The organism is Curtobacterium sp. Curtsp22, from assembly GCF_059492135.1.
Genome location: NZ_CP168519.1, coordinates 2,474,013 through 2,497,505, shown reverse-complemented (window position 1 = coordinate 2,497,505; position 23,493 = coordinate 2,474,013). Strand labels below are relative to the sequence as shown.

Here is a 23,493-nt window from a genome sequence, read left to right as displayed (position 1 = left end):
TCACTCGCCGATGCGCACCCGGAAGACCCGGACGCCGGCGGTCTTCAAGGCCGCGAGTCCCACGCGCATCCGGAAGTTCCGGAACGGCCGCTCGAACCCGGACGGTGCCGACGCCGCGCCGATCTGGTGGAGCACCTCGGACGTCAGCGTCCGCTCGACCTTCGGCGCGAGCCGGGTCAGCCCCGAGACCGTCACGACGATCCGGACCGCGTGCGGCGCGAGCAGCGGGTCGATCATCTCGGCGGCTTCGTGCGCACGGTGGAACGCCGGGTCGTCACCGGGTCGACGGATCGCGATGACGGCGAGTTCGGCGTCCCAGGTCTCCTCGGGATCGGGCAGGTCGTCCACCCCGACCACGCGCATCCGGGCGGCGTCGACCCCGGCCCGGACGGCAGCGGTCCGGAGCACCGGCAGGAGCTCCTGCGTCCCGGCGAGCACGACGTGCGCCGACGCCAGGTCGACCGGTTCGTGCCGCTCGCGCGGTGTTCGGGCCATGTGGAGGGTCCTTTCCGCTCGCTCACTGCGGACACTACTGATCGGGCGGCCTCCGAGGCCGGGGCGGGCTGTGGGATCAGCAGCCTCCCAGCACTTCGGTAACGATGAGATCACGAAAGGACCTGTACAAAGCGACAGAGTCGTGCAGAATGGTGGGCGGCCATGACGACTGCACGCGAACTCGACCAGCACCCGGACACCCCGGTGGTGCACCTGTCCCGTCGCGCCGCGCTCGAGGCCGAGCGCGCCGCAGCGCGCAAGCCGGCCCGCCGCGAGCGGACGCCGAAGCCCGAGCGCGCACCGAAGCCCGAGCGCACGCCGGCGCCGCCTCGCGCGCCGAAGCCCGAGCGCACCGGTCGCCGAGCGGCCGCCGCGCGTGCGACGACCGAGCACGTCGACGCCCGCATCCAACGCGTCGTCCGCCGCCCCGCGCCCGGCGTGACCGCCGTCGCCCGGGCGACCCGCGCCTCCAGGTCCCGCCGCGCCAGCCGCGTGACGCTCACGAGCGCCCTCGCCGCCCTCGCGATGTTCGCCGCGTCCGCGATGCCCGCGCACGCCAGTGCCGGCACCTCGATGGCGACCGCGACCCTCGCACCCTCCGTCCGCACGCAGGACTACGCCGTGACGCAGGCGATCTCCGCCTCCGCCCTCGACCGCGACGGCTTCACGGTCGGCGGCGGTTCGGCCGGGGCCCCGGGCACGTCGGTGTCCTACGGCGGCGAGGTCCGGTCGCCGTTCCCCGGGCCGGTGCGGATGAGCTCGGGCTTCGGCTACCGCTCGGCTCCGTGCGGCGCCTGCTCGTCGCTCCACCAGGGCCTCGACTTCAACCCGGGCATGGGCGCGCCGATCGGTGCCGTGGCCGCGGGGACCGTCCGGGTCTCCGGCACGTACTTCTCGTACGGCACCGCGGTGATCATCGACCACGTGATCGACGGGCGCGAGGTCTCGACGCTCTACGGCCACATGATCCCCGGCTCCTCGCCGCTGAAGGTCGGCGACACCGTCGAGGCCGGGCAGTTCATCGGCAAGGTCGGCTCCTCCGGGGTCTCGACCGGGGCGCACCTCCACCTCGAGGTCCTGATGGACGGCGAGACCCCGATCGACCCGGAAGCCTGGCTCGAAGCGCGCATCGGGCGTTCCCTCACCGCCTGATCAGGTTTCCTGTGCATGCTCACAGGCATGGACGACTGTCACAGACCGCCCGCCCGTCGCCGATCTGAGCCGGCAGCCCGCTGATGGGACCCGACACCTGGATCGCCTTCGGGCTCGTGGTCCTCTTCGTGCTCGTCGGTGGCGTGTTCGCCGCGGCCGAGATCGCCCTCGTCTCCCTCCGTGAATCCCAGCTGCAGCAGCTCGAGCGCCGAGGGTCCCGGGGGATGCGGGTCGCCGAGCTCGGCCGCGACCCGAACCGCTTCCTCTCCGCCGTGCAGATCGGCGTGACCGTCGCCGGGTTCTTCTCGGCCGCGTACGGCGCATCGTCGATCGCTCCGGACGTCGCTCCGCTGTTCACGGGCCTCGGGCTCGAGCAGGGTGCTGCCGAGACGGTGGCTCTGGTGCTGATGACCCTCGTGATCGCCTACCTCTCGCTGGTCTTCGGCGAGCTCGTGCCGAAGCGGCTCGCCCTGCAGCGGGCCGAGGGCTTCTCGATGGCCGTCGCCCCGACGCTCGACCGGTTCGCCACGCTCATGCGCCCGGTGATCTGGCTGCTCTCGAAGTCGACCGACACCGTCGTGCGGCTGCTCGGCGGGGACCCGAACGCCCGGAGCGAGTCGATGAGCACCGAGGAGCTCCGCGGTCTCGTCGAGGACCACGACGCCATCGACGCCCAGGGACGCCGGATCGCCCGGAGTGCCCTCGACGCGGGCGACCGGATCCTCCGCGAGTCGATGCGGCCCTGGTACGACGTGTCCACGATCGACGCGGGCACCTCGATCGCCGCAGCCACCGACCACGCCATCGACCTCGGGCACACCCGGTACCTCGTCACCGACGGCACGCGGGACCACGTCGACGGGTTCGTCCACCTGCGGGACCTGCTGCGCCCGGAGGACCCCACCGCACCGGTGTCCACCCTCGTGCGTCCGGTGCTCGCGCTGCCCGAGACGAAGTCGCTGTCGAGTGCGATCGCGGACATGCGCACCGAGGGACACCAGATCGCCCTGGTCGTCGACGAGTACGGCGGCTCCGCGGGCATGGTGACGCTCGAGGCGCTGCTCGAGGACCTCGTCGGACGCATCCGCGATGAGTACGACGAGCCCGCGGCCGAGCACGACGGCGTCGACGGAGCGACCGTGCTCGAGGACCTCGTGGCCGACGGCGGCCCGGCCCTCCCCGACGGCGACTACGAGACGGTGGGCGGCCTGGTGCAGGTGGCGCTGGACCGCGTGCCCGAGGTCGGGGACGTCGTCGAGGTCGGCGGCCACCGGCTCGAGGTGACCGCCATGGACGGTCACCGCGTGGCGCGCGTCCGCATCACGGCCGACGTCACCGCCTGACGCGGGCGCGCCCCGCTCGGCGGCAACGCGGAGCGTTGCGCGGGGCGCGCCGACCGAGCCTGCGAGGGAGGACGGTGCGGACCCGCCCCGCGCCTCCCGTCCGTCCCGTCCCGGGTACGGGCAGGGCCTGCCGCGGTACCAGCCACGGGACGTACGCTCGTCGCATGGGTATCGACGTGCGCAACGAGATCCGCGACTTCCTGTCCTCGAGGCGGGCGCGGCTCACCCCCGAGCAGGTCGGCATGCCGTCGTTCGGCGGCGGTGTCCGACGGGTGCCGGGACTGCGTCGGCACGAGGTCGCCATGCTCGCCGGGGTCAGCGTCGACTACTACACGCGGCTCGAACGGGGTTCGCTGAAGGGCGTCTCGGACAGCGTGCTCGAGGGGCTCGCCGGTGCGCTGCAGCTCGACGAGGACGAGCGCGTGCACCTGTGGGACCTCGCCCGCCTGGCGAACGCCGGCGTGAAGGTCATGCACCGCAACGTCCCGACCCGCGTGCGCCCCGGCGTGCAGCGGCTGCTCGACTCGATCACGGGAGCGCCCGCCTGGGTGCGGAACGAGCGCGGTGACGTGGTCGCGACGAACGAGCTCGGTCGCGCGCTGTACGCGCCGATGTTCGCGGGCCCCGGTCGCCCGGTGAACACCGCGCGCTTCACGTTCCTCGACCCCGCGGCGAAGGAGTTCTTCGCGGACTGGGCGCAGACCGCTCGGGACGCGGTGGCGATCCTCCGTGCGGCCGCGGTCTCGAACCCGTGCGAGCCCGGACTCGTGACCCTCGTCGGCGAGCTGTCGACCCGGAGCGAGGAGTTCCGCACGTGGTGGGCCGCCCACGACGTCCGGATGCACCGCACCGGCAAGAAGCGGCTCGTGCACCCCATCGTCGGTGAGCTCCGGCTCGACTACGAGGCGCTGGAACTCGTCGCGGACCCGGGCCTGGTGATGTTCTCGTACTCGGCCGAACCCGGCAGCGAGTCCGAGCGGTCCCTGGCGCTCCTCGGTTCGTGGGCTGCGACCGAGCGTGCGGAGCACTACGCGGCGCTGCGCGAGTCGGAGACCGAGTCGGTCGACTGACCTCCCGCGCGACGGGCGTCAGACGGTGGGGGTCGCGGGACCCGTCTCGTCGGGGCTGGCGCCACCGTCCTCGATGCCGTCGACGGCGGCGTCGTACCGCAGCCGCTCGATGCGCAGCTGCCGCTCCGTCGTGGACAGCCGCAGCACGCGGATCGCCGCGAACACGAGCACGATGAGCGCGACCGTCAGCACGGCGAGCGCCACGACGAACGCGATGTACAGGACACTGACGACGGCGAATCCCCCGGAGACCATGGCCCGACCGTAACAGGCCCGGTCCGTAGGCTGGGGCCGTGACGAGGACGACGGACGGTTCAGCGGGGGACGCCGACTCCGCCCGCATCGGTCAGGACCACCGCAAGTACCGTCGGCCGGAGCCGTCCTTCGCCCGGGCGATCGCGAAGGCCCTCGGCGACGCCCGGACGGTCCTCGACGTGGGCGCCGGCGCCGGCGCCGGGTCCTACGAGCCCACCGACCGCGAGGTGACCGCGATCGACGCCACCGCCGAGGACCTGCCGTTCGCCGACGACACGTTCGACGCCGCGATGACGACCTTCTCCGTGCACGAGTGGGGCGACCTCGAGCGTGGGCTGGCCGAGCTGCGCCGGGTGACGCGGGGCCCGATCGTGATCCTGACGTGCGACCCCGACCGTGTCGAGGACTTCTGGCTCGCCGAGTACGCCCCCGAGGTCCTGGCAACCGAGGCCCGGCGGTACCCCGCGCTCGCCCGGATCGCGGCGGCCCTCGCCGACGACGAGGTCACGACCACGCGCCTGCCGATCCCGTTCACGTGCGTCGACGGGTTCTCCGAGGCGTACTACGCGCGGCCGGAGCGCCTCCTCGACCCGGGCGCACGACGGGCGGACGCGGCGTGGAGCTCCGTCGACGAGATGACCGCGCGGCGGTCCGTCGCCGCGCTCCGCACGGCCCTCGAGTCCGGCGAGTGGGACCGAGCCCACGGCGCGCTCCGCACGCAGCCGACGTTCGAGGGCTCGCTCGTCCTCCTCACCGCGCAGCCGCGCCCGGCTTGACACGTCGACGTAGGCTGGTCGGGTGAGCTTCCAGGAGGTGGTCGGCGCCCGTTTCGCCGACATCAGGGCGTGATGCCCCCGGTCGCACCGTTCGGTGCGGCCGCCGTCATCGAACCCTGAACCCTCCGCCCGGTGCGGCATGCGTCCGCGTGCCCCGGGCCCGTCCGAGAGCGAACCACCATGCTGCCCATCAGCGAGAAGACCATCCGCACGTCCTTCGTCAACGCGTCCCGCAAGGAGACCGGCGACCTCACCCTGCCCGCCGACTTCGAGACCGTCGACTGGGACGCGCTCGACTACCTCGGCTGGCGCGACCCGAAGCTCGCCCGGCGCGCGTACGCCGTCGTGCCGACCCTCGAGGGCGACCTCGTCGGCATCCTGTTCCGGCAGGCCGAGGCCTCGCCCCGTGCCCGGGCGCAGTGCTCGTGGTGCCAGGACGTGAAGCTCCCCAACGACGTCGTGTTCTACAGCGCGAAGCGGTCCGGCACGGCGGGTCGCAACGGCAACACCGTCGGCACGCTCGTCTGCCAGGACTTCCAGTGCTCGCGCAACGTCCGGCGGACGCCGCCGCTCGCGTACGAGGGCTACGACGTCGAGGCCGCACGGCTGCAGCGGATCGAGGACCTGCAGCTCCGCGCGGCGTCCTTCGCCGCGGAGGTCTAGCCGCGAGTGCGCACGGGGACGACGAGTGCGCGGCGTGCAGCGCGCGCAGACGTCGTCGAGGTGCGCACCTGCGGTTCGGGAGGCGCGGTGCGGGCCCGACCCGCGCCTCCCGTCCCACAGCGGCGACCGTCCAACAGCGGCGACCGTTCCGGGACCGTGGGTCACGTCGCGCGGGTAACCACGGCGTAACCCCCGTGAAACGGGCGTTCCGTAGCGTGGCGGCATGGACATCGGCGATCTCGACGACGCGACCGTCTCCGACGCGGTCGCCACGGCCACCGGGTGGGCGGCCGTTCCGGCCTGGGCCGACGCACTCGCCGCCGGACGGCCGTACGGCTCCGTCGCCGCGCTCCTGGAACGTGCCGCCGCCGAGGCACGTGGGTGGGGCGCCGCCGAGCTCGACGCCGCCCTCGCGCAGCACCCGCGGATCGGTGAGCGCGGCAGCGATGCCTCGTCAGCCCGGGAGCAGTCGGCCATGCGCACCGCGGACGATGACGTCGCCCGGGCGATCGCCGCGGGGAACGCCGAGTACGAGCGGCGGTTCGGCCGGGTGTTCCTCGTGCGCGCGGCCGGCCGGACGCCCGAGGAGCTCCTCGCCGAACTCCGACGGCGGCTCGGCAACGATCCCGACGTGGAGGTCGCCGAGGCCGCCGGTGCCCTCGCGGACATCGCACTGCACCGCATCCGCGCGACCTTCGCCGTCGCCCAACTGACCACGCACGTCCTCGATGCGACCCGGGGCACACCGGCCGCGGGGGTGGGCCTGGTGCTGAGCACCGTCGACGGCGACGTCCTCGCGACCGGTACGACCGACACCGACGGGCGCGCTGCCCTCGGGCCGGACGTCCTGCGACGAGGCGACCTCCAGCTGCGCTTCGACACCGGCGCGTACCACCGCGCCGCCGGCGTACCGACGTTCCACCCGTTCGTCGTCGTGGCCTTCACCGTGCGCGGGACCGAGCACCTCCACGTGCCGCTCCTGCTCAGCCCGTTCGCCTACAGCACCTACCGAGGCAGCTGATCCCATGCCGCGCGGGGCATGTGTCCGCCCCCGCAGCGCGCGAGCGGGCGAAATACGCACGGCTCCCATGGCGAACGGCGCATGTCCGCCCGCTCGCGGAGCCGGGCTGTCGGGCGTGGGTCGCGTCCGTCACCGGACTGACGCACTGGACGCACGCCGAGACGGCCTGGAGGCGCGGTGCCAGCTGGCACCGCGCCTCCAGGCCGTCATCCGGTCCCGTCTACCGACCGATGGTCGACATGTTGGGGTAGCGGTCACCCGTCGGCACCGGCAGCGCCGACAGGCGCGCGATCTGGTCCGCGGTCAGGGTGAGGTCGGCTGCGCCGACGTTCTCCTCGAGTCGCGAGACCCGCTTCGTGCCGGGGATCGGCACGACGTCGTCGCCCTGCGCGAGCAGCCACGCCAGCGCCACCTGGGCCGGGGTCCCGCCGACCTCGGTCGCGATCTCCTTGACGGCGTCGACGATGCGCATGTTCTCGGCGAAGGCCTCCTCCTGGAAGCGCGGGTTCGCCAGGCGGAAGTCGTCGGCGTCCAGGTCGGACGGCTTCGTGATCGCTCCCGTCAGGAACCCGCGGCCGAGCGGCGAGTACGGCACGAGGCCGATGCCGAGCTCGCGGAGGGTGTCGAGCACGTCGCCCTCGGGGTCCCGGGTCCACAGCGAGTACTCGCTCTGCAGCGCCGTGATCGGGTGGACCGCGTGGGCCTTCCGGATCGTCGCGGCGCTCGCCTCGGAGAGCCCGATGTGGCGGATCTTGCCCTCCTGCACGAAGCCGGCGAGCTGCCCGATGACGTCCTCGATCGGGACGGCCGGGTCGACGCGGTGCTGGTAGTACAGGTCGATGTGGTCGGTGCCGAGGCGGCGGAGCGAGCCCTCGAGCGCCTCGCGCACGGACTCCGGTGCGGAGCTGATGCCGCGGCCCGTGGCGGGCGTCTCCTCGCCGGCGGTGTGCGTGATGAGGCCGAACTTCGTCGCGATGACGACGTCGTCGCGGCGGTCTCCGAGGGCCCGGCGGAGCAGGTCCTCGTTCGTGTAGGGGCCGTACGCCTCGGCGGTGTCGAACAGGGTGACGCCGAGGTCGATCGCACGGTGGATGGTGCGGATCGACTCGTCGTCGTCGGTGCCGGCGCCCGTGTAGAAGGCGCTCATGCCCATGGTGCCGAGGCCGACGGGGCCGACCTCGAGGTCTGCGAGCTTGCGTGTCTGCATGGGTGCAGGTCTACTCCGGGTCCCTCGGTTGGAGGGAGGCACTGACCGGACCCGTCAGCCGGGAATGCCGGTTCGTGCGGTTCCTCCAAGGTTCCGCACGTTCGTGGCCCGACCCTGGTGTGATCGTGGCGTGAACCTGTACTTCCGGCTGTTCCTGCTCCAGTTGCGCGTTCGGCTCCGCCCCGCGATCGGCGGACGACGACCGACGCTCTGGGACGAGGTCCGCACGCCGTTCCGGGTGACCCTGACCGACCTCGACCCGCTGCGGCACGTGAACAACGGGAAGTACCTGTCGATGCTCGACCTCGGGCGGCTCGACCTCATGCTGCGCTCGGGGTTCTGGGGTGCGATCGCCGAGCGCGGCTGGTACCCGGTCGTGTCGGCGCAGACGATCACCTACAAGCGGTCGTTGACGCTCGGCCAGCGGTTCGAACTCGTGACCCGGGTGCTCGGGATGGACGACCGCGCGGCCTACCTGGAGCAGACGTTCGTCCGCCGCGGGACCGTGGTGGCACGGGCCGTGGTGCAGGCGCGGTTCCTGCTGCGCACCGGCGGGACGGTGTCCCCGTCGGAGCTGCTCGAGGCCGCGGGCGCGTCCGATAGAGACCTGTCGGTGCCGGAGTGGGTGCACGAGTGGGCCGGGGCCACCCGGATCAGCAGCTCGGGTACGCTCGCGGGCACGGGGTCCGAGACCCCGGGACGAGAGGGGACGTCATGACCATCGTGTGGATCGTGATCGGCGTCGCGGTGCTGATCGCCGCCGTCATCACCGTGCTCGAGGTGCAGAACCACCGACGAGCGAAGTGCCTCGCGCACCTCGGACCGGCCGACCCGCGGCTCGGGGCACAGGCGCGAGCGGACGCCGAGGCCGCGCACTCGGTGACCGAGGGGCTGTCGAAGGCCGCGCACCCGGGCATCACCGGCGCCGGCGGCGGGGTCTCCGGACCGTGACCGGTCCCGCCACCAGGCGTGCGGTGCTCGCCGGGGGAGTCGGACTCGGGATCGCCGGGGTGCTCGCCGCGTGCAGCCGACCGGCGCCGTCCCCGTCCCCGTCGGCCACGAGTACGTCCGGCCCCACCGGGACCCAGACCGCGTCACCGACACCGGGCGGCCCCGACTCGTGGGACGCCCTCGCCGCCGCGGTCTCCGGACGGCTGCTGCGCTCCGGGTCGAACGGATGGAACAGCGCCCGGCTCGTCGAGAACCCCCGGTACGACGACGCCGACCCGCAGGGCATCCTGCGCGCGGCCGGCACCGCGGACGTCCAGGCCGGGCTGGCCTTCGCCCGGAACACGAACACGCCGGTGGCGCTCCGTTCCGGCGGGCACTCGTACACGGGCTGGTCGGCGGGCGGCGCGAGCGGCACCGACGTCCCGCGGTCGCTGGTGATCAGCACGCAGGACCTCGACGGCATCGACGTGCACGACGACGGCACCGTGACGATCGGTCCCGGTGCCCAGCTCGGCGACGTCTACGCCACGCTCGCCGCCGCCGGACGGGCGATCGGCGCCGGCTCCTGCCCCACGGTCGGGATCGGCGGCCTGACGCTCGGCGGCGGGGTCGGTGTGCTCGTCCGCTCCTTCGGGCTGACGTGCGACCAGCTCACCGGTGCGACCGTCGTCACGCCGGACGGCAGTGTGCACGAGGTCTCCGCGACCGCCGAGCCCGACCTGTTCTGGGCCTGCCGCGGCGGGGGCGGTGGGACCGTCGGCGTCGTCACCGCACTGACGTACCGGACCCAGGCCGCACCCGGCGTCCTGCTCTTCTCGATCACCTTCGCGTGGTCGGCCGCCGCGGCGGTCGTGCGCGCCTGGCAGGACTGGGCGCCCACCGCCGACCCGGAGCTGTGGTCGACGCTCAAGCTGCTGAACGGGAGCCGGCACACCGCCCCGACGGTCACTGTGACGGGTGTGTGGACGGGTTCGAAGACCGGCGCTGACACCACCGTCGACGGTTTCATCGCCGCCACCGGAGCGAAGCCGCTCGCCCACAACGCGCGACAGCTCACCTACGGTGCCGCGATGTCCGCGTTGGCGGGGAAGCCACAGCGGGTGTCCGAGGCGGCGACGTCCTCGATCGGATCGGTGAAACTGTCCGACGACCAGATCGACGTGCTCGTCGCCCACGCCGAGGCCGCCGGTGACGTGGCGGGGAACCTCGAGGGCGGGGTCGCGCTCGACGCCCTCGGCGGTGTCGTCTCCGACGTCGGACGGACCGACACCGCGTTCCCGTGGCGGTCGGCGCTCATGACCGTGCAGTACACCGCCGTGTTCGCGGACGGATCGGACCCGGCACCCTTCGACGCCTACGTCCGGGGGTTCCGGAAGGCGATGCGGCCGGCGTGGGGTGACGCGGCGTACGCGAACTACTGCGACGCGGCGATCACGGACCCGGCGGACTACTTCGACGTGAACACCTCGCGGCTGCACCGGATCGCCGAGCAGGTGGACCCGGACGGGGTGCTGGCGCAGCCGAACTGGGTGTGAGCGGTGGCCCTCCGGACGACGGTGGGCCGCCCTACGATGACCGCATGGACGCGGACGACCTGGTACTCCCCGACGCCGCTGCCTGGCGCGCCTGGCTCGGCGCGCACGAGGACGACCCTGACGGCGTGTGGCTCGTCCTCGCCAAGAAGGGCACCACGGAGCCGACGACGCTGACCTACGACCAGGCCCTCGACGAAGCGCTCTGCTCCGGGTGGATCGACGGCCAGAAGCGCGGGCGGGACAACACGACCTTCCGCCAGCGGTTCACTCCGCGGCGCAAGGCGTCGATCTGGTCGCAGCGGAACATCGGACTCGTCGCCACCCTCGAGTCCGCGGGGCGCATGCGCGACCGGGGCCGGGACGAGGTCGAGCGCGCGAAGGGCGACGGCCGGTGGGACCGCGCCTACGCCGGTGCCGCGACGGCCACCGTGCCCGACGACCTGCGGGCAGCGCTCGACGCCGCTCCCGCGGCCGCAGCATTGTTCGCCGAGCTCGACGCCACGAACCGGTACGCCGTGCTCCACCGGATCACGACCGCGCCGAGTGCGACGGCTCGGGCGAACCGGCTCGCGAAGCTCGTCGGCGGGCTCGAGCGGGGCGAGACCCCGTACCCGCGCAAGCCCTGACGGCCGCGTCGAACCACGAAGACGACGTCGAACCAGGCGCGCGGGCTGGTTCGACGTCGGAAACGTGGTTCGACGCACCCACGCCGGCGCCGGCGCCCGCCGTCAGCGCCGCAGGCCGACGAGCACGCCCCGGTGGTCGCTGCCGTTCGCGGGCAGGACCTCGGTCGACGTCGCCCCGAGCCCCCGGGTGAAGAGGTGGTCGATCCGCACGACGGGCAACTGCGCCGGCCAGGTCGCCCCGAACCCGCCGCCCTCGTCGAGCATCCGGGTCAGCGGGAGCATCTCCGGGTCGGCCGAACCGCCGTTGAAGTCCCCGGCGACGACGAGCCGCTCCGATCCGTCGTCGCGGACCGCCTCGGTGAGCGACGCCAGCATCCGCGGCCGACCGTCCTCGCCACCCGGTCGCAGTGAGTCCATGTGCACGACGTACAGCCGAACGTCGCCGACCCCGGTGTCCACCGTCACCCGGAGCGCCCGGGCCCAGCCCAGACCGAGCGTGAGGGGTTCGCCGTCGCGCAGGGTCGTCCGGCTCCACACCCCGATCGACCCGACCCGGTAGTGGTGCAGGTACCGCTCGTCGAGCACGCCCGCGACCGCCGTGCCCGAGGTCTGGGTGAGCTCCTCGAGCGCGATGACGTCCGGATCGCGCGCCGCGATCGACCTCGCGGTGGCGGCCGGGTCGGGGTTGTCGGCCTCGATGTTCTCGGTGACGACCGTCAACTGCGGCGAGCCCGAGGTGCCGGGAGCGAGCACGCCGGGCAGGACCGCGACGGCCCACGCGGCGGCGAAGGCGAGGGACAGCACGGCGAGCCGCTTCGACCGGGTGCCGAGTGCCGCACCGGCGACGGGGACGAGCAGGAGCGCGAGCCACGGCAGCAGCGAGCCGATCACGGACCCCGAGCTCCCGAGGACGCCCAGGACGGCGGGGACGAGGAGGACGACGATCCCGGCGAGCAACGCGATCCCGACGACACCGATGACGAACGAGCGGCCGGGACTCCGTCTGCGGGAGCGGAGGGGCACGCCGAGGAGCATAGGAACCGCTTCTGACAGATCCCGGGGGACACCGGTTCACCAGACCTGCAACGAAGCAGGCGTAGACCGGGGACATGACCACTGGCACCGACACCACGAACCGTCCGGCCGCCGCCTCCGGCACCTTCCGCATCGGTGGTGACCTCGAGGTCCACCGCCTCGGCTACGGCACCATGCAGCTCACCGGCCCCGGCGTCTGGGGACCCCCGAAGGACCACGACGAGGCGATCCGCGTCCTCAAGCGCGCCGTCGAGCTCGGCGTGGACTTCTTCGACACCGCCGACTCCTACGGCCCCTACGTCGCCGAGGACCTGCTCCGCGAGGCACTGCACCCCTACGGCGACGACATCGTCATCGCGACGAAGGCCGGTCTCACCCGCACCGGGCCGAACGAGTGGCCGCCGGTCGGCCGCCCGGAGTACCTGCGCCAGGAGGCCGAGATGAGCCTCCGCCGCCTCGGCCTCGAGCGCATCGACCTGTTCCAGCTCCACCGCATCGACCCGAAGGTCCCGCTCGAGGACCAGGTCGGCGAGCTGAAGAAGCTGCAGGACGAGGGCAAGATCCGCCACATCGGCCTGTCCGAGGTGTCGGTCGACGAGGTGAAGGCTGCGCAGGAGATCGCCACGATCGTCTCCGTCCAGAACCTGTACAACCTGCAGAAGCGCGACGCCGAGGAACTCCTCGACTGGTCGACCGAGCAGGGCATCGGCTTCATCCCGTGGTTCCCGCTCGCGACCGGCGGTCTCACCGGCAGCGACTCCCCGCTGACCGAGATCGCCGAGCGCAAGGGTGCCACCCCGGCCCAGCTCGCCCTGGCCTGGCTGCTCAAGCGCTCGCCCGTGGTGCTGCCGATCCCCGGCACGTCGAGCGTCGCCCACCTCGAGGACAACCTCGCGGGCGCGACGGTCGAGCTGACCGACGACGAGTTCGAGGAGCTGTCGAAGCTGGGTCACTGACGCGACGCGGTGACGGACCGGAGGCGCGGTGCCAGCTGGCACCGCGCCTCTAGTCCGTCATGGGGTTGCGCTCGCATACGCGGTATGTGCATACTCGGTATGTCCAAGCGGACGGAACGAGGGGGAAGACGTCATGAGCGTACGGATGGGCGTACTCGCGCTGCTGGTGGCCGGGCCCGGCTACGGGTACCAGCTCCGGGGGGAGTTCGAGCACCGGACCGGGGGCAGCTGGCCGCTGAACATCGGCCAGGTCTACACGACGCTCGACCGCCTGGAACGCGACGGCCTCGTGGCCCGCGGTGACGCCGACGACGACGGACACGTCGTCTACACGGCAACCGACGCGGGTCACGAGGAGGTCGCACGCTGGTTCAGCGAGCCGGTCCCGCCGAAGCGCGGTCGTGACGAGCTCGCGATCAAGTTCGCCCTCGCGGTGACGGTGCCCGGCGTCGACGTGCCGCGCCTCGTGCAGGTCCAGCGCGCCGCCGCCGTGCGGAACCTGCAGGACCTGACCCGCCTGAAGCGCTCCTCGGACCCGGCTGACGACCTGGCCTGGTCGCTCGTGCTCGAGTCGATGCTCTTCCAGGCCGAGGCCGACGTCCGCTGGCTCGACCACGTGGAGTCGAGCGTCGCGCGCCACCGACCGTCCCCGACACCGGACTCGACGGTCGCTGCCGAGTCGTCCGACGCCACCGTGCGGAGCGCCCGGTGAACGCCGCCGCCCCGCTCCTCGAACTCGACGCCGTGAGCGTGCAGTACGGCTCCGGCGCGAAGGCCGTCACCGCCCTCGCCGGCATCGACCTGCGCATCGCCCGCGGCGAGATGGTCGCCGTGATGGGGACCTCGGGCTCGGGCAAGTCGACGCTGCTCGCCTGCGCGGGCACGCTCCTGCCGCCGACCAGCGGCGAGGTCGTCATCGACGGCGACTTCGTGTCCGACCGGCCGGCCAAGGACCTCGCCGCCCTGCGTCGGCGTCTCGTCGGGTTCGTGTTCCAGGACTTCAACCTCATCCCGTCGCTGACCGCGGTCGAGAACGTGGCGCTGCCGCTCGAGCTCGACGGCTGGAAGGCGAGCCGTGCCCGGCGCGCAGCCGAACTCGCGCTCGAGAACGTCGAGCTCGGGCACCGCGCCGACGCCTTCCCGGACGACCTGTCCGGTGGCCAGCAGCAGCGGGTCGCGATCGCGCGCGGGATCGTCGGCGAGCGCCGGCTGGTACTCGCCGACGAGCCGACCGGTGCCCTCGACTCGCAGACCGGCGAGGTCGTGCTCCGCATGCTGCGCCGGCACGTCGACTCCGGGGCGGGCGCGCTGCTCGTGACCCACGACGCCCGGCACGCGGCCTGGGCGGACCGGATCGTGTTCCTCCGCGACGGCCGCGTCGTGGACGAGACCGTGTACTCGGGCGTCGAGATGGCGCTCACGGACCGGACCGCCTCGTGAACGCGCGTCGGCGACGCGCCGACGCCGGGGCCCGCGCGGGGCGTGACCGCCGCACGCGCTTCGCGCTGCGACCGGCGCTCCGGCTGGGCCGCCGGCTGGCGTTCGCGAAGGCCGGCCGCGCGGCGCTGATCGTCGCCCTCATCGGCATCCCGACCGCCGGGTTCGCCGCGGTGTCGGTCGTCGTGCAGTCGACGCAGCCGACCCAGGCGGAGAGCCTCCGGTACGACCTCGGGCACGCGGCAGCGCAGATGCAGGTCGTCGGCCCGGACCTCCCGGGCATGCGGCAGGACCCCGTGCAGTGGCAGTACACCGAGTCCGCGAAGGACAGCCCGGTCGCGGAGTCCGACGGCGAGGCCCGGTTCGCCGACGTCCTCGACCACGTGCCCGCCGGTGCCGTGTCGATCCCGGTCACCTCGGCGCAGATCGTGCTGACCGGGCCGAAGGGGCCGATCGGGATCCAGGCGGTCGAGGGAGCGGTCTGGTCGCGGGTCCTCGACGGGCACTGGCACGTGCTCGACGGCGCCGTACCGACCAGCCGTGACGAGCTCATGGTCACCCCGGCGACGCTCGAACGTCTCGGCGCGTCGATCGGCGACACGGTCGACCTGACCGGCCCGGTGACGAAGCGCTTCACGATCACGGGCACCATGCGCGACGCCGCGTCCGACCCGGGCGTGCAGGGCGTCTTCGTGCCGTGGGGCACCACGCAGCCGACGACCGGCACGGCCGCGGCGCCGTTCGACGTCACCGTGTACCTGGCCTCGGACGCCCCGACGTGGTCCGAGATCCGCGCGCTCAACGCCCACGGGATCACCGTGCAGTCGCGTCCCGTCGTGCTCGACCCGCCCGACGAGCGGTTGCACGGCGCCGGGCTCAGCAGCCCGATCGGCTGGTTCCTCGGGGCGATGGCGCTGCTCGGCGTCTTCGCGATGTTCGAGGTGGCCCTGCTCGCCGGCGCCGCGTTCCTCGTCGGGACCCGGGCGGACACCCGCTCGTACGCGATCGTCACGAGCGTCGGCGGGGACCGACGCTTCGTCCGGTCGATCGTCGCCGGCTCCGGGCTGGTGCTCGGGCTCACCGGCGCCGTCCTCGGGGTCGCGCTCGGCACGGGGGTCGGCGTGCTCGCGTTCCACCTGGCCGACAACGGCAACGTGGGCTCGTGGCCCGGGCTGCACGTCCCGGTCGGCCTGGTCCTGTCGATCGGTGCCGCCGCCGTCCTCGCCGGGCTCGTGTCGGCGCTCGTCGCGGCCCGTGCGGCCACGCGGGTGAACGTCCTCGCCGCACTGCGCGGCTCGCTCCGGCCCGCGGCGGTGAACCCGCGCGCCGAGCGCCGCCGCCGGATCTGGGCACCGGTGCTCGTCGTCGCGGGCACCGTGATGACCCTGGCGTGCGGTGCGGGCGTGCTGCTGCTCAACGACCGCCCGGTGCAGCAGGACCACCTCGCCTGGATCGTCGGCGCCGGCGTCGCGATCGGCCCGTGCCTCATGCAGCTCGGGGTCGCGATGTCGTCGCCGTGGTTGCTCGCCCTCGTCTCCCGGACCGCGACGCGGCTCGGGCTCTCCGCCCGCATCGCCGCCCGCGACGCCCGGCGCAACCCGGTGCGGACCGTGCCGGTGCTCGCGAGCGTGATGAGCGTCGTGTTCGTGGCCTCGGTGGCGATCACGTGGAGTGCGTCCGAGCACGCGCAGTTCGTCCGCGACTACGAGTACCGCACCGCCGTGGGCGTCGCGACGGCCGACGTCTGGCTCTCGAACGAGGACGGCAGCGATGGCGGCTACGACGCCTCCGTCACGGCGAAGGCGGCGAAGATCGTCTCCGGTGTCCTCGACCACGACCAGGTGCGTGTGCTCGGCGTCGCGCCCGACGTCGCCGGCGACCAGCCGTCGACGCTCTCGCTCCTGCACTCGTGGGGGCGGACGGACTGCCGCGCGAACGACACCACGTCGTGCTCGCGCTACCTGGAGTCGCAGGACACCTCCGCGCCGAAGATCTGGACCGGCACGGTGGACGACTACGCGGTCCTCACCGGACACCGTCCGTCCGCCACCGTGCGCGACGCCCTCACCTCGGGCCGCGCCGTCGCCCTGTGGCCGGAGTACGCGCACGACGGCCAGGTCCGGATCGACGCGTTCCGCGACCAGACGTCGAACAGCCCCGCGATCACGGCCAAGACCCGTCCGGACGCCACGACGACGATCCCCGCGGTGCTCGACGTGCAGACCCCCCGCATCCAGGTCGGCGTCTTCATGACCCGCGAGACCGCCGAGCGGTACCGGGTCCCGGCGGTGGACGGCATGCTCGTCACGGAGCAGTCCGCGGACCTGACCCCGGCACAGTCCGACGAGCTGACCTCGGCGTGGCAGAGCCTCGGCGGCGAGGACCGCGAACGGTGGGGCGGCCCGTACTTCCAGTACGAGGCCGGTCCGGTCGACGCGCAGGGCATCGTCAAGGCGATCGTCCTCGCCCTCGCCGCGGCGGTGACGATCGGCGCGACCGCCGTCGCCATCGGGCTGGCCCGCTCGGACGGCCGACGCGACGACGAGGTCCTCGACGCGGTCGGTGCGGCACCCGTGCTCCGTCGCCGGGTGTCCGCGTGGCAGGCCGCGATCCTGACGACCGTCGGTGCGGTGATCGGCACGCTGCTCGGGCTGCTGCCCATCCGGGCGCTCACCCTCCGCTTCTCGGCGGGACCAGCCGGCACCACGCACCTGCCGTTCGTGGCGGACTGGCCCGTGCTCGCCCTCCTCGGGCTCGGGCTGCCGCTGCTCGTCACCGCGGGGACGTGGGTCTTCGCGGGCCGCCGCCACCGCGTGGCACTGCGGCGCACACCGTGACCGGACGCGGCGGGTCCCGGACCCGACCGGGGCGGCCGGCTGGGAACGGCCGCGAAGACCCACAGCCAGCGGCGCGGTTCCCCAGGTCTGGGGACTGGTACGGCAGGCCGATCCGGGGGATACCTGATGTCGTGTCCCGCACCCGTCGTCTCGCCCTCGTCGCGAGCATCGTCACCGCCGCCTGCCTCGTCGCCGGCGGATCCCTCGTCGTCGGCACGGCCGTCGTGTCGGCGAGCACCGCCGCAGCCGAGCGCGCCCCGTCCGTGGGTCGCGCCTCCGCCGCGCCGGTCGAACGTGCGGACACCCGAGCCGCAGCCGGCGGAACAGCTGTCCGTGCCGCCACACCGGACGACGCCGTGACCGGGGCGCTCGGCTCCGGCGACCGATCCGGCGCGGTCACCTTCGCGTACGCGGGCGACTCCATCACGGCACGGCCGGACTCCTGGCTCCACGACCTCGTGCCGGACACCCGGTTCCACGCCGTCGGCGGCTACGCGCACAGCGGGTACCGGTCCGACGAGGTCCTCCACGAGATCGGCCCCGTGCCGGACGCGGACGTCCTCGTCGTCGAGCTCGGCACGAACGACGTGAACCAGGCGATCCCGACCGCGACGACGATCGCGAACGTGGACGCCGTCGTCCGGAAGGTCGGTGCGCGGCACGTCCTCGTCGTCTCCGGCCCGCCGTCGAACTGGACCTGGAGCCAGTGGGGCGCCGACCGCCGCGCGGGACAGCTCGTCCTCAGCCGGGCGCTGGAGCGCGACGCGGCGGAGCACGGCTGGTCGTACGTCGACCCGTTCGCCGGGTTCCGGCAGGCGGATGGCGCGTGGGTCCGGGGTGCGTCGGCGGACGGCATCCACGGCGACGCGGCGACGAACGTCGTCGTCGCGCGCGTGATGGCGACGGCGATCACGCGAGCCGCTCGCTGATCGCGACGCGACCAGGGGCGGACGGGAGGCACGGGTCGGGCGCGCTCCCGTCCGTCAGTCGGTCACTCGGGCAGCGGCTCGGCGTACGTCCGGAACGCACCGCGCTCGGTGTGGATCGCCCACAGGCGGTCCGCGATCGACGCACCGGAGTGCTCGGGCTGCCCGTCGTCGATGCCGAACGGGATGATGAGCTGGCCGACGTGGACGTCCTCGTCACGGACGGCGTCGTGCAGCAGCTGCGCGTAGGCGCTCTCTCCCGCGAACGCCACGGACGTGCCGGTGACCCGAGCACCCGGGCGCACCGCGCTCCCGCCGTTCACGAACAGGATCGTGCCGCGCCCGATCGCGCGCATGCCGGGCAGCACCTGGCGGACGGCGTTGACCGAGCCGTAGACCGAGAACTCGATCGGGCCGACCAGGTCCTCAGCCGTGGTCTCGAGCACCGGGCGCATGTACTCCTTGGCAGGCAGCGGGCTGTACTGCAGCACCTCGATCGGCCCGAGCTGCTCGGTCGCACGCTCGAGAGCGCCGCGGAGGGAGTCCCCGTCGCGGACGTTCGCGGCGAAGCCGGCGGCGGTGTACCCATGCTCCCGGAGGCCGGCGGTGAGGGAGTCCAGGCGGTCCTGGTTGCGGGAGAGCAGGGCGATCGAGAAGCCCTCGCGGGCGAAGCGCTCGGCGACGGCGAGGCCGAGGCCCTTGCCGGCTCCGACGATGGCGATGGTGGTCATGAGGTGGTCCTTCCGGTGGTGTGGGGTCGTGCGAGGACGAGCAGTCCCCAGAGCGACACGAGCGCGCCACCGAGGACGAGGACGGCCATCGGGACGGTGGTGTCCGAGCCGCCGAGTCCCGCGATCGGAGCGGTCACGCCGGCCGTCGTCCACTGAACCAGACCGAGCACGGCTGAGCTCGTCCCGGGGTGTGCGGGGACGGCGGACGATGCGAGGGCCCCACCGTTCGTGACGACCAGCCCGTTGCCGATCATGAGCACGAAGAAGCCGATCAGGGCCACGATCAGCGGCATCCCGAACCAGATCGCGCCGATGAGCATGCCTGCGCCGGCGACGCCCATGCAGGCCTGTCCGACGAGGATGATGCGTCTCGTGGACACCCGGCCGGCGAGTCGGGCGGCCACGAGGGACGCGATCGTCATCGCGCCCGCGTTCGCCGCGAAGTCGATCGCGTACGCCGTCGGCGACAGTCCGTTCATGGTCTGCAGCACGAACGGCGAGGTCGCGACGTACGCGAACACCCCGACGAACGCAGCACACGCGGTGACGACGTAGCCGACGAACCGTCGATCGCCGAGGACCTGCCGCGCCGCGAGCCGGAACGTGCGCAGGCCACCGGCGTGCCGTCGGTCCCGTGGGAGGGACTCGGGGACGACGACGGCCGCGGTCACGCACATGAGCACCCCGAGGCCGGCGAGGACCCAGAACGTGGTCCGCCAGTCACCGAACCCCAGGATCGCGGCGCCGAACAGCGGCCCGAGCACCGGTGCGATCCCGCCGATGCCCATCACGACGTTGAGGACGCGGACGAGCTGGGCGCCGTGGGCGAGGTCGACGACCACCGACCGGGCGATCACCATCACCCACCCGCCCGCGAACCCCTGCACGAGGCGCGCCGCCGTGAGCACGCCGATCGACGGGGCGAGCGCGCACACGACCGAGGCCGCGACGACGAGCAGCGTGCCGGCGAGCAGTGGCAGGCGGCGCCCGCGCTGGTCGGAGAACGGTCCGCCGACGAGCTGCCCGAGGCCCATGCCCGCGAAGAACGTCGTGAGGGTCAGCTGCACGGCGGAGGCGCTCGTGCGGAACTCGGCCTCGACGGTCGGGAACGCGGTGACGTACATGTCGGTCGCGAGCGGCGCGACCGCGGTGAGGAACACGACGGCGGCGACGAGGGCCGTGGGCACGGCGCGGGCGGTCGGGGGAGCGGGCGGGGTCACGGTGGCGGGCACGGACCCATCGAACGGCTGGTCGGTGCGCTGGTGGGAGTCCCTGCCGACAGGGGTTCCACCGCAACCCCCGTCACCCAGGGGATTCCCGACCGCCGCGTGTGCAATCGACCCACGACCCGGGAGGACCACCGTGCACACCACCGCTCGCACCCGCCGCACCCTGTCCGCCCTCGGCGCCTTCGCCGCCGCGGCCCTCGTCCTCGCGGCCTGCACCGACGACGATGCCCGCACGCTCGAGGGTCGGGCGACCGCCACGAGCAGCCCCTCGTCGAGCGCCACCACCCCCGCGGCGAGCGCCGCCGGACAGCTCGAGCCCGGGGGCGAGACGACCGACATCGCCACCGGACTGGACGCCCCGTGGTCGGTGGTCCGCACCGGTGACGACGGCGACGCCCTGATCAGCGAGCGGGACTCGGCGACGGTGCTCGAACTGACCGGCGCCGGGAAGACGCGCGAGGTCGGCACGATCGCGGGCGTCCGGCACGGCGGTGAGGGCGGCCTGCTCGGACTCGCGCTGCACGAGGGCGACCTGTTCGTGTACTCGACGGGCGACGACGGCAACCGCATCCAGCGCTACGAGCTGTCCGGGAGCGCCGGGTCCTACGCGCTCGGGGACGCCACGACCGTGATCGACGGGCTGCCGTCGAACAGCTTCCACAACGGCGGGCGGATCGCGTTCGGCCCGGACGGCATGCTCTACGCGAGCGTCGGCGACGCCGGTACCGGTTCGGACGCGCAGGACCGGGACTCGCTCGCGGGCAAGATCCTGCGGCTGACCCCGGACGGCCAGGTCCCCGGCGGCAACCCGTTCCCCGGGTCCCCGGTGTGGAGCCTCGGCCACCGGAACGTGCAGGGCATGGGGTGGACGGCCGACGGCACGATGTTCGCGTCGGAGTTCGGGCAGGACACCTGGGACGAGCTCAACGTCATCGAGAAGGGCCGGGACTACGGCTGGCCGGAGGTCGAGGGCACCGGCGGCACGAGCAAGGGCTTCGTCGACCCCGTGCAGCAGTGGGCCACCGACGACGCCTCGCCGAGCGGCCTGGCGGTGATCGACGACACCGTGTTCATCGCGAACCTCCAGGGCGAGGTCGTCAGGGCTGTGCCGGCTGACGCCCCCTCGACGTCGACCGAGTACTTCGCGGGGGACTTCGGCCGCATCCGCACGGTGCTCGAGGGTCCCGAGGGTGCCCTGTGGTTCGTCACGAACAACACCGACGGGCGTGGCGACCCGACGGACGGCGACGACCGGATCGTGTCGGTGCCGCTCGCGACGAGCTGAGCCCGAGCGACGGACCCCGACCAGCACGGGGGTTCCGGCAGCACCTCACTCGCCCCCGCCCAGCCGAAGTACCGTGACCGGCATGTACCACCGCGACGAAGCCCGCGACTTCCTCTCCGGTCGCCGCGCCCGCATCACACCGGAGCAGGCCGGCGTCGAGACGTTCGGCACCCGCCGCCGCGTCACCGGGCTGCGCCGCGAGGAGGTCGCCCGGCTGGCCGGCGTGAGCATCGACTACTACACCCGGCTCGAACGCGGGAACCTGCAGGGCGTCTCGGACAGCGTGCTCGACGCCATCGCGGGCGCGCTCCACCTCGACCCGGCCGAGCACGAGCACCTGCGCGACCTCGCCCGCCACCAGAACGCCACGCCCCGCCGTGCCGCCGCGGTCACACCGGTGGCGGCAGTGCGCCCGGAGCTCCAGTACCTGCTCGACGCCATCGCCGACGCCCCCGCGATGATCGTGAACAACCGACAGGACATCGTCGCCGCGAACACGCTCGGCTGGGCGATGCACTCGGACCTCGTCGCGGCGAGCGCACGGCCCTGCAACTTCTCGCGGTTCATCTTCCTCGACCCGCAGGCACGGAACTTCTACCTCGACTGGCAGCGCGCGGCGCACACGAACGTCGCGATCCTCCGGCGCGAGGCCGGGCGGACGCCGAACGACCCCGGGCTCGCGGCGCTGATCGGCGAGCTCTCGATGCGGAGCGACGACTTCCGCACGCTCTGGGCGGCGCACGACGTCCGGCGGCACTACGCGGGGGTGAAGTCGTTCCGGCACGCGGTGGTCGGTCCGCTCGAGCTGCACTTCCAGACGCTCGAGCTCACCGAGGACCCGGGGCTCGCGCTGACGATCTACCCGGCGACGCCCGGGAGCCCGACGGCGGACGCGCTGCGGCTGCTCGCCTCGTGGGCGGCGACGGAGCGCATCGTGGAGCGTGCGCGCGAGCGCGCCTGACGCGGTGGTCGCGACCGCCTGCGGGACTGGAGGCGCGGTGCCGGCCCGCACCGCGCCTCCAGGCCCCACCGGGTCGCGTCAGGCCTCCGGGATCACCCGTTCGAAGCGGCTCGTGTCGGTCCCGTCCGGGTCCGGCCCGCCGCGACGACCGGTGTCGAGGGCGTCGAGCGCTGCGAGTTCGTCGTCGGAGAGCACGAAGTCGAACACGTCGAAGTTCTCGGCGATGCGCCCGGGGTTCGTTGACTTCGGGATCGCGTTGCGGCCCTGCTGCACGTGCCACCGGAGCATCACCTGCGCCGGGGTCTTGCCGTGCGCCTCGCCGATGGTCCGGATCGTCCAGTCGTCGAGCACGCTGACCCGCTCGTCGCCCCAGCCCGGGTAGAAGGTGATGCCACCGATCGGCGACCACGCCTGGTCGAGGATGCCGTGCTCGGCGTCGGCGCGCTGCACGTCCGGCTGCGTGAAGTACGGGTGCAGCTCGACCTGGTTGAGCGCCGGGATCACGTCCGTGGCGTCGAGGAGCGACCGGAGGTGGTGCGGCATGAAGTTGCTCACGCCGATCGCGCCGACACGGCCCTCGGCGTACAGCCGCTCGAGCGCCCGGTACGCCGCGATGGTCCGCTCGAAGCGGTCGGGTGCGGGCTGGTGCAGGATCAGGACGTCGACGTGGTCGAAGCCGAGCTTGCCGGTCGCCTTGTCGAACGCGTGCAGGGTCTCGTCGAGGCCGTAGTCGGAGACCCAGATCTTCGTCTCGACGACGATCTCGTCGCGGTCGACACCGGAGGCGCGGATGCCCTCGCCGACCTCGCGCTCGTTGCCGTACGCGGCGGCGGTGTCGATGTGGCGGTACCCGGTCTCGAGCGCGGTGCGCACGGCGTCGACCGTGTCGGCCGGCGCGCTCTGGAAGACGCCGAACCCGATCGCGGGGATCTCGAGTCCGTTGTTGAGGGTGAGTGTGTCCATGTCCACGACGCTACGACCGCCCGGACCGACCTGACGGGT

24 protein-coding genes and 1 pseudogene are annotated in these 23,493 nt (G+C 73.2%); 18 read left to right on the top strand and 7 right to left on the bottom strand.

What is annotated here, in order from left to right; translation table 11 throughout:
• Positions 1-495, bottom strand: a complete 495-nt coding sequence (locus ACEN8D_RS12085; RefSeq protein ID WP_070417557.1) for a hypothetical protein — start codon at positions 493-495, stop codon at positions 1-3.
• A 162-nt stretch (positions 496-657) separates the two neighbouring features.
• Between ACEN8D_RS12085 and ACEN8D_RS12080 the strand changes: the two genes are divergently transcribed.
• The 3 genes from ACEN8D_RS12080 (at position 658) to ACEN8D_RS12070 (ending at position 4,060) form a co-directional block, all read left to right on the top strand.
• Entirely contained in the window at positions 658-1,647 is a 990-nt protein-coding gene (locus ACEN8D_RS12080; RefSeq protein ID WP_495601023.1) for a M23 family metallopeptidase, read from the top strand.
• A gap of 83 nt (positions 1,648-1,730) precedes the next feature.
• Entirely contained in the window at positions 1,731-2,990 is a 1,260-nt protein-coding gene (locus ACEN8D_RS12075) for a hemolysin family protein (RefSeq protein WP_261645911.1), read from the top strand.
• Between the two features lie 164 nt (positions 2,991-3,154).
• Positions 3,155-4,060: a helix-turn-helix transcriptional regulator gene (locus tag ACEN8D_RS12070; protein WP_070417554.1), complete on the top strand. Its 906-nt coding sequence runs from the start codon at positions 3,155-3,157 to the stop codon at positions 4,058-4,060.
• Positions 4,061-4,078: 18 nt separating this feature from the next.
• Here ACEN8D_RS12070 and ACEN8D_RS12065 read toward each other — a convergent pair whose 3' ends face one another.
• Positions 4,079-4,315: a hypothetical protein gene (locus ACEN8D_RS12065; protein ID WP_413399064.1), complete on the bottom strand. Its 237-nt coding sequence runs from the start codon at positions 4,313-4,315 to the stop codon at positions 4,079-4,081.
• Positions 4,316-4,353: 38 nt separating this feature from the next.
• On the opposite strand from ACEN8D_RS12065, the gene ACEN8D_RS12060 reads away from it, so the two are divergent.
• The 4 genes and pseudogenes from ACEN8D_RS12060 (at position 4,354) to uraH (ending at position 6,775) form a co-directional block, all read left to right on the top strand.
• Positions 4,354-5,091, top strand: a complete 738-nt coding sequence (locus ACEN8D_RS12060; protein ID WP_495601022.1) for a class I SAM-dependent methyltransferase — start codon at positions 4,354-4,356, stop codon at positions 5,089-5,091.
• A gap of 180 nt (positions 5,092-5,271) precedes the next feature.
• Positions 5,272-5,754 carry an FBP domain-containing protein gene (locus tag ACEN8D_RS12055; protein WP_309886495.1) on the top strand — a complete coding sequence of 161 codons (483 nt, stop codon included), beginning with the start codon at positions 5,272-5,274 and terminating at the stop codon, positions 5,752-5,754.
• Positions 5,755-5,977: 223 nt separating this feature from the next.
• Positions 5,978-6,436, top strand: a pseudogene (gene uraD, locus ACEN8D_RS12050) (2-oxo-4-hydroxy-4-carboxy-5-ureidoimidazoline decarboxylase); the annotation flags it as partial.
• Positions 6,437-6,775 carry a hydroxyisourate hydrolase gene (gene uraH / locus ACEN8D_RS12045; RefSeq protein ID WP_413399071.1) on the top strand — a complete coding sequence of 113 codons (339 nt, stop codon included), beginning with the start codon at positions 6,437-6,439 and terminating at the stop codon, positions 6,773-6,775.
• Positions 6,776-6,995: 220 nt separating this feature from the next.
• Here the strand turns inward: uraH and ACEN8D_RS12040 are convergent, their stop codons facing one another.
• Entirely contained in the window at positions 6,996-7,982 is a 987-nt protein-coding gene (locus tag ACEN8D_RS12040; protein ID WP_413399066.1) for an aldo/keto reductase, read from the bottom strand.
• Between the two features lie 130 nt (positions 7,983-8,112).
• Here ACEN8D_RS12040 and ACEN8D_RS12035 point away from each other — a divergent pair, with 130 nt between their 5' ends.
• Genes ACEN8D_RS12035 through ACEN8D_RS12020 form a run of 4 tightly spaced genes read left to right on the top strand, consistent with a single transcriptional unit; the run spans position 8,113 to position 11,094 of the window.
• On the top strand, positions 8,113-8,700 hold the full coding sequence (locus tag ACEN8D_RS12035; protein ID WP_413399067.1) for a thioesterase family protein: 588 nt from the start codon (positions 8,113-8,115) through the stop codon (positions 8,698-8,700).
• Positions 8,697-8,933, top strand: coding sequence for a hypothetical protein (locus ACEN8D_RS12030; RefSeq protein ID WP_413399068.1), 237 nt, complete (start codon positions 8,697-8,699; stop codon positions 8,931-8,933). Before ACEN8D_RS12035 ends, ACEN8D_RS12030 begins: the two co-directional genes overlap by 4 nt.
• Positions 8,930-10,468, top strand: a complete 1,539-nt coding sequence (locus tag ACEN8D_RS12025; RefSeq protein WP_413399069.1) for an FAD-binding oxidoreductase — start codon at positions 8,930-8,932, stop codon at positions 10,466-10,468. The genes ACEN8D_RS12030 and ACEN8D_RS12025 overlap by 4 nt, the downstream gene beginning before the upstream one ends.
• Positions 10,469-10,512: 44 nt before the next feature.
• Positions 10,513-11,094, top strand: coding sequence for a YdeI/OmpD-associated family protein (locus tag ACEN8D_RS12020; protein ID WP_413399070.1), 582 nt, complete (start codon positions 10,513-10,515; stop codon positions 11,092-11,094).
• Between the two features lie 102 nt (positions 11,095-11,196).
• Here the strand turns inward: ACEN8D_RS12020 and ACEN8D_RS12015 are convergent, their stop codons facing one another.
• Positions 11,197-12,117, bottom strand: coding sequence for an endonuclease/exonuclease/phosphatase family protein (locus tag ACEN8D_RS12015; protein WP_413461915.1), 921 nt, complete (start codon positions 12,115-12,117; stop codon positions 11,197-11,199).
• Between the two features lie 86 nt (positions 12,118-12,203).
• On the opposite strand from ACEN8D_RS12015, the gene ACEN8D_RS12010 reads away from it, so the two are divergent.
• The 5 genes from ACEN8D_RS12010 to ACEN8D_RS11990 all read left to right on the top strand — a co-directional run bounded on the left by ACEN8D_RS12010 (position 12,204) and on the right by ACEN8D_RS11990 (position 18,288).
• Complete coding sequence (locus tag ACEN8D_RS12010) at positions 12,204-13,085, top strand: aldo/keto reductase (RefSeq protein WP_070417544.1); 882 nt, start codon at positions 12,204-12,206, stop codon at positions 13,083-13,085.
• Positions 13,086-13,218: 133 nt separating this feature from the next.
• Positions 13,219-13,797 (top strand): PadR family transcriptional regulator, encoded by a 579-nt coding sequence (locus ACEN8D_RS12005; RefSeq protein ID WP_309777544.1) that lies wholly within the window; start codon positions 13,219-13,221, stop codon positions 13,795-13,797.
• A complete protein-coding gene (locus ACEN8D_RS12000) occupies positions 13,794-14,525 on the top strand; it encodes an ABC transporter ATP-binding protein (protein ID WP_413400270.1) in 732 nt (243 codons plus the stop codon). The genes ACEN8D_RS12005 and ACEN8D_RS12000 overlap by 4 nt, the downstream gene beginning before the upstream one ends.
• A complete protein-coding gene (locus ACEN8D_RS11995) occupies positions 14,522-17,359 on the top strand; it encodes an FtsX-like permease family protein (RefSeq protein WP_495601021.1) in 2,838 nt (945 codons plus the stop codon). The genes ACEN8D_RS12000 and ACEN8D_RS11995 overlap by 4 nt, the downstream gene beginning before the upstream one ends.
• A gap of 131 nt (positions 17,360-17,490) precedes the next feature.
• Positions 17,491-18,288: an SGNH/GDSL hydrolase family protein gene (locus ACEN8D_RS11990; protein WP_070417540.1), complete on the top strand. Its 798-nt coding sequence runs from the start codon at positions 17,491-17,493 to the stop codon at positions 18,286-18,288.
• A gap of 62 nt (positions 18,289-18,350) precedes the next feature.
• Here the strand turns inward: ACEN8D_RS11990 and ACEN8D_RS11985 are convergent, their stop codons facing one another.
• Together ACEN8D_RS11985 and ACEN8D_RS11980 are read right to left on the bottom strand one after the other, a co-directional pair.
• Positions 18,351-19,016, bottom strand: coding sequence for an SDR family NAD(P)-dependent oxidoreductase (locus ACEN8D_RS11985; RefSeq protein ID WP_413400170.1), 666 nt, complete (start codon positions 19,014-19,016; stop codon positions 18,351-18,353).
• The gene (locus ACEN8D_RS11980) at positions 19,013-20,248 is read right to left on the bottom strand and encodes a multidrug effflux MFS transporter (RefSeq protein WP_495601020.1); all 1,236 of its coding nucleotides are present in this window, start codon (positions 20,246-20,248) and stop codon (positions 19,013-19,015) included. The genes ACEN8D_RS11985 and ACEN8D_RS11980 overlap by 4 nt, the downstream gene beginning before the upstream one ends.
• A gap of 130 nt (positions 20,249-20,378) precedes the next feature.
• Between ACEN8D_RS11980 and ACEN8D_RS11975 the strand changes: the two genes are divergently transcribed.
• Both ACEN8D_RS11975 and ACEN8D_RS11970 read left to right on the top strand, forming a co-directional pair.
• A complete protein-coding gene (locus ACEN8D_RS11975) occupies positions 20,379-21,530 on the top strand; it encodes a PQQ-dependent sugar dehydrogenase (RefSeq protein ID WP_309887335.1) in 1,152 nt (383 codons plus the stop codon).
• Positions 21,531-21,612: 82 nt separating this feature from the next.
• Complete coding sequence (locus ACEN8D_RS11970) at positions 21,613-22,491, top strand: helix-turn-helix transcriptional regulator (RefSeq protein WP_413399977.1); 879 nt, start codon at positions 21,613-21,615, stop codon at positions 22,489-22,491.
• A 78-nt stretch (positions 22,492-22,569) separates the two neighbouring features.
• On the opposite strand, the gene ACEN8D_RS11965 is transcribed toward ACEN8D_RS11970, so the two are convergent.
• Positions 22,570-23,454 (bottom strand): aldo/keto reductase, encoded by an 885-nt coding sequence (locus tag ACEN8D_RS11965; protein ID WP_309887333.1) that lies wholly within the window; start codon positions 23,452-23,454, stop codon positions 22,570-22,572.
• Positions 23,455-23,493 lie beyond the last annotated feature (39 nt).